Raw genomic sequence first — 4828 nt, forward strand, 5'->3', positions numbered from 1 at the left:
CTATGTCCTGTTCTTGTGTTTTCGTCGACTACAAGTATAACATAGAGGTGTTTTTTCATGCACTTTAAGTGGCTAACTTCATTTTAGAACTTTCAATTCTTAGAAAAAATAGACAAAACATAGAATTTCCGCTATCTATTTAAGTCATCTTAAAGGTTTTGTGATATAATAGGTGAGTTAATTTTAAAAGAAGGAGTTCCAAATATATTTATGAACAAAAAATCGATCGTTGGAACAGGACTAGCCTTGATTGCGACTGCAGCACTGGCTTCTGTGACAACCTTGTCAGTCGCTTCAAAAGCTAATACAGATGCTGATATTATTACCATGAAGGGTGAAACCATCACCGTATCTGAGTTTTACGATGCTGTTAAGAACAATACAGCTGCTCAGCAAGTGCTTTTGGAGCAAGTGATTTCCACTGTCTTTGAAAACAAATTTGGGGATAAGGTCTCTGATAAAGAAGTACAAGAAGCTTATGAGACCTCATCTGCCCAGTATGGGGATAATTTTGCTCAAGCTTTGGCATCCGCAGGTTTGACGGAGAAAACCTATCGCTCTCAAATCCGCACCAATAAGCTTGTGGAATATGCAGTTGCCCAAGCTGCTGAAAAAGAGCTCACAGATGAGGCCTATCAAGCAGCTTATAAAGCTTACACTCCTGAAGTAACTGCTCAGATCATTAAATTGGATGATGAGGCAAAAGCCAAAGAGGTCCTAGAAAAGGCGAAAGCAGACGGAGCAGACTTCGCTCAGTTAGCTAAAGATCATTCAACGGACGAAGCGACTAAGGGTGATGGCGGTACAGTAAAATTTGACTCTACTTCCAAAGAGATTCCAACCCAGTTGCAAGAGGCTATTTTTGGCTTGGAAGAAGGAAAAGTAGCAGATTCTGTCGTTACAGTTGTTAATCCTACGACTTATGCAACGAGTTACTATGTGGTTAAGCTGAATACTAAGACAGCCAAGTCTGATAAGTTTGAAGACTATAAGGATAAGTTGAAAGAAGTTATCCTTAGCCAAAAGAAATCGGACGCCACCTTTATCACTAGCGTTGTTTCTAAATACTTGCAAGAGGCCAATGTGAAAGTTAAGGATGAGGCCTTCCAGTCTATCCTTTCACAGTATATTTCATCGGATAAGACAACTAGCTCATCCAGCAAATAAAACAAGAATCATCTTTTCGAGGCGCAAATTCAGGGAAGTGGCGGTTAGTGCAAGCCACCTTTGCGAGAAAGATGTTGCTACTTGTTTGGAGATACAGTTTAAAAACGATAATGAGAATGACAAAGGTCATTAAATGAGGGTGGTACCGCGGTTTTTCGCCCCTCGTTTGGTGGGGCTTTGTCATTTTTTGAGGAATGGTGCAAGATGAAAAAGTTCTATATTAAGCAAAAATTTTGGTCCTTGGCGGGGAAGTTTCAGGTCAAAGACCAGCATGATCAGCCACACTATGAGGTGGTTGGTTCCTTGCTCAAGTGGCTCAAAGAATTTACCATCATGGATATGACTGGTCAAGAAGTGGCCCGAATTAAGCGGCAGTGGGCATGGTTTTTGCCGCGGTTTACCATTACCTTAGCCAGTGGGGAGCAGTTTGCCCTGCAAAAGGAGTTTAGCTGGTTTCGCCCGCGCTATCGGATTGAGGGATTAGATATGGTTGTTCAAGGTGATTTCTGGGACATGGACTTCACCCTTAAAAAAGACGGTCGCAAGATTGCAGACATCAATCAAGAATGGTTTCGTCTCACCTCGACCTATCAAGTGACAGTTCATGAGGAAGCCTACAGCGATTTGGCAATTGCCCTTGTCATTGCCATTGACTACGTTAAAGAAACAGAAGCGGCAGCTAGCGCTAGCTCAGCCGCCAATTAAAGGAGATATTGATAATGAGATACATGACATCAGCTGAAGTACGCCAAATGTGGCTGGACTTCTTTGCCTCAAAAGGCCACAGCGTTGAGCCATCAGCCAACTTGGTGCCGGTCAACGACCCAACCCTGCTCTGGATCAACTCTGGGGTGGCGACCTTGAAAAAATACTTTGATGGGACAGTGATTCCTGAAAACCCACGGATTACCAATGCTCAAAAATCTATCCGCACCAATGACATTGAAAATGTCGGTAAGACCGCTCGTCACCACACCATGTTTGAGATGTTGGGTAACTTTTCTATCGGGGATTATTTCCGTGATGAGGCCATTGCTTTTGCCTTTGAGCTCTTGACCAGCCCAGACTGGTTTGCCATGCCTTTGGACAAGCTCTACATGACTTATTATCCTGCGGATACGGATTCTTACAATCGTTGGATTGAGCTGGGGGTTGACCCTAGCCACCTGATTCCGCTGGAGGATAATTTCTGGGAAATCGGTGCTGGACCATCAGGACCAGACACAGAGATTTTCTTTGACCGTGGTACAGACTTTGACCCAGAAAACATTGGCATTCGCCTGCTGGAAGAGGACATCGAAAACGACCGCTACATCGAGATTTGGAATGTGGTGTTGTCCCAGTTCAACGCTGATCCTGCGGTTCCACGCAGCGAGTACAAGGAACTGCCAAACAAAAACATCGATACGGGAGCTGGTCTGGAGCGTCTGGTCTCCATTTTCCAAGGGGCTAAGACCAACTTTGAGACCGACCTCTTCATGCCGATTATCGAGCGAGTGGCCGCCATGTCTGGCAAGACCTATGACCCAGATGGTGACAACATGAGCTTCAAGGTTATCGCTGACCATATCCGTGCCCTCAGTTTTGCCATCGGCGATGGGGCTCTGCCTGGAAACGAAGGGCGTGGCTACGTTCTTCGTCGCCTCCTCCGTCGTGCGGTCATGCACGGTCGCCGTCTCGGCATTGATAAGCCCTTCCTTTACGAGCTGGTCGTGACAGTGGGCGAGATCATGGAGAGCTACTACCCAGAAATCCTTGAAAAACGTGACTTCATCGAGAAAATTGTCAAGCGAGAAGAAGAGACCTTTGCCCGCACCATTGATGCAGGGTCTGTCCACTTGGATGAGCTCTTGGCAGCCTTGAAAGAAGCTGGCGAGACTACTGTGTCTGGTCAGGATATTTTCAAACTCTATGACACCTATGGTTTCCCTGTTGAGTTGACCGAAGAATTGGCAGAGGATGCTGGCTTTGCCATTGACCACGAGGGCTTCAAGGCAGCCATGAAAGAGCAACAAGACCGCGCTCGTGCTAGCGTGGTAAAAGGTGGCTCTATGGGCATGCAAAACGAGACGTTGGCTGCGCTGGTTGAGCCATCCACCTTTGTCTACGGAGAGACCAGCTTGACGAGCCCGCTCTCTGTCATCATCGCTGACAATGAGCGGACAGAAGCTATCACTGAAGGACAAGCTCTGTTGCTCTTTGAGCAAACGCCGTTTTATGCGGAGATGGGTGGTCAGGTGGCTGACCACGGTGTGATTAAAAATGACAAGGGTGACACGGTGGCGAAGGTCATTGATGTCCAAAAGGCGCCGAATGGACAGCCGCTCCACACTGTAGAAGTCTTGGCTAGCCTGTCTGTTGGCACAAGCTATGTGTTGGAGATTGACAAGGCACGCCGTCAGGCGGTGGAGAAAAACCACACGGCGACGCACTTGCTCCATGCAGCCCTCCACGACATCATCGGTGAGCATGCGACACAAGCAGGTTCCCTCAATGAAGCAGGTTTCCTTCGCTTTGATTTTACCCACTTTGAGGCGGTAACCGCAGAAGAGCTCCGCCGCATCGAAGAGCAGGTCAATGAGAAAATCTGGGAATCTATCCCTGTTGTGACGGTTGAAACGGATGTGGAGACGGCAAAAGGCATGGGAGCCATGGCTCTCTTTGGCGAGAAGTACGGTAAGGTGGTGCGTGTCGTGACCATCAGCGACTACTCTGTCGAGCTCTGTGGTGGCACCCATGTGGGTAATACCGCTGAAATCGGCCTCTTCAAGATTGTCAAAGAAGAAGGTATCGGCTCAGGAACTCGCCGTCTCCTGGCGGTGACTGGTAAGGAAGCTTTCTTGGCTTACCGTGAGCAAGAGGACGCTCTCAAAACCATTGCGGCAACCTTGAAAGCACCGCAACTCAAAGAGGTGCCAAATAAGGTCGCTAGCCTGCAAGCCGACCTCCGTGAGTTGCAAAAAGAAAATACCAGTCTGAAAGAAAAAGCTGCAGCAGCAGCGGCTGGTGACCTCTTTAAGGATGTCAAAGAGGCAAACGGTCTTCGCTACATTGCTAGTCAAGTTGATGTTGCTGATGCAGGGGCTCTTCGCACCTTTGCGGATAATTGGAAGCAGGCAGACTACTCAGATGTCTTGGTTCTGGTGGCGGCTATCGGAGACAAGGTCAACCTCCTTGTCGCTAGCAAGTCAGCAAACGCCCACGCTGGTAATCTGGTCAAAGCGCTCGCTCCAATCATCAACGGTCGTGGTGGCGGCAAGCCAGACATGGCTATGGCAGGGGGAGTTGACGCTAGCAAGATAGCGGACTTACTGGCAGCTGTTGGCGAGAATCTTTAAGAAACTAGCGCTTGAATGATGAGGAAAAGATGGCTGAGATTGCTCAAGGAAAAGGATCAATCCAGGCATCTTTTTTATGTCATTGGGATTGGAGATTCCCTCTGGAAATTCTAATACTGATTCAAAATCAAAAATAGATATTGGCAGTCCATCGTCTATTAACAATTGACTTCAATACCGACCAATGCAAGCCCTGAATGACTTCTTGGAGCTTATCAACAACGTCTCCCAAGGTCTTAAATGCCTTATTTTTAAACCCACGTTTACGAATCTCAGCCCAGACTTGTTCAATAGGATTCATCTCAGGCGTATACGGTGGGATA

The 4828-nt window shown here is 47.3% G+C and carries 3 protein-coding genes and 1 pseudogene; 3 read left to right on the forward strand and 1 reads right to left on the reverse strand.

Annotated elements, in window-relative coordinates; genetic code table 11:
- Window positions 1-210: 210 nt before the first annotated feature.
- From ABID29_RS12130 to alaS, 3 genes are all read left to right on the forward strand, one after another.
- A complete protein-coding gene (locus tag ABID29_RS12130) occupies window positions 211-1167 on the forward strand; it encodes a peptidylprolyl isomerase (protein WP_354366393.1) in 957 nt (318 codons plus the stop codon).
- Window positions 1168-1371: 204 nt separating this feature from the next.
- Window positions 1372-1872 (forward strand): LURP-one-related/scramblase family protein, encoded by a 501-nt coding sequence (locus ABID29_RS12135; RefSeq protein ID WP_354366395.1) that lies wholly within the window; start codon window positions 1372-1374, stop codon window positions 1870-1872.
- Window positions 1873-1886: 14 nt separating this feature from the next.
- Entirely contained in the window at window positions 1887-4505 is a 2619-nt protein-coding gene (gene alaS / locus ABID29_RS12140) for an alanine--tRNA ligase (protein ID WP_354366397.1), read from the forward strand.
- A 127-nt stretch (window positions 4506-4632) separates the two neighbouring features.
- Here the strand turns inward: alaS and ABID29_RS12145 are convergent.
- Window positions 4633-4828 (reverse strand): annotated as a pseudogene (locus tag ABID29_RS12145) (IS630 family transposase); the annotation flags it as partial.

It is taken from the genome of Streptococcus rupicaprae (assembly GCF_040545225.1).
Classification (GTDB): domain Bacteria; phylum Bacillota; class Bacilli; order Lactobacillales; family Streptococcaceae; genus Streptococcus; species Streptococcus rupicaprae.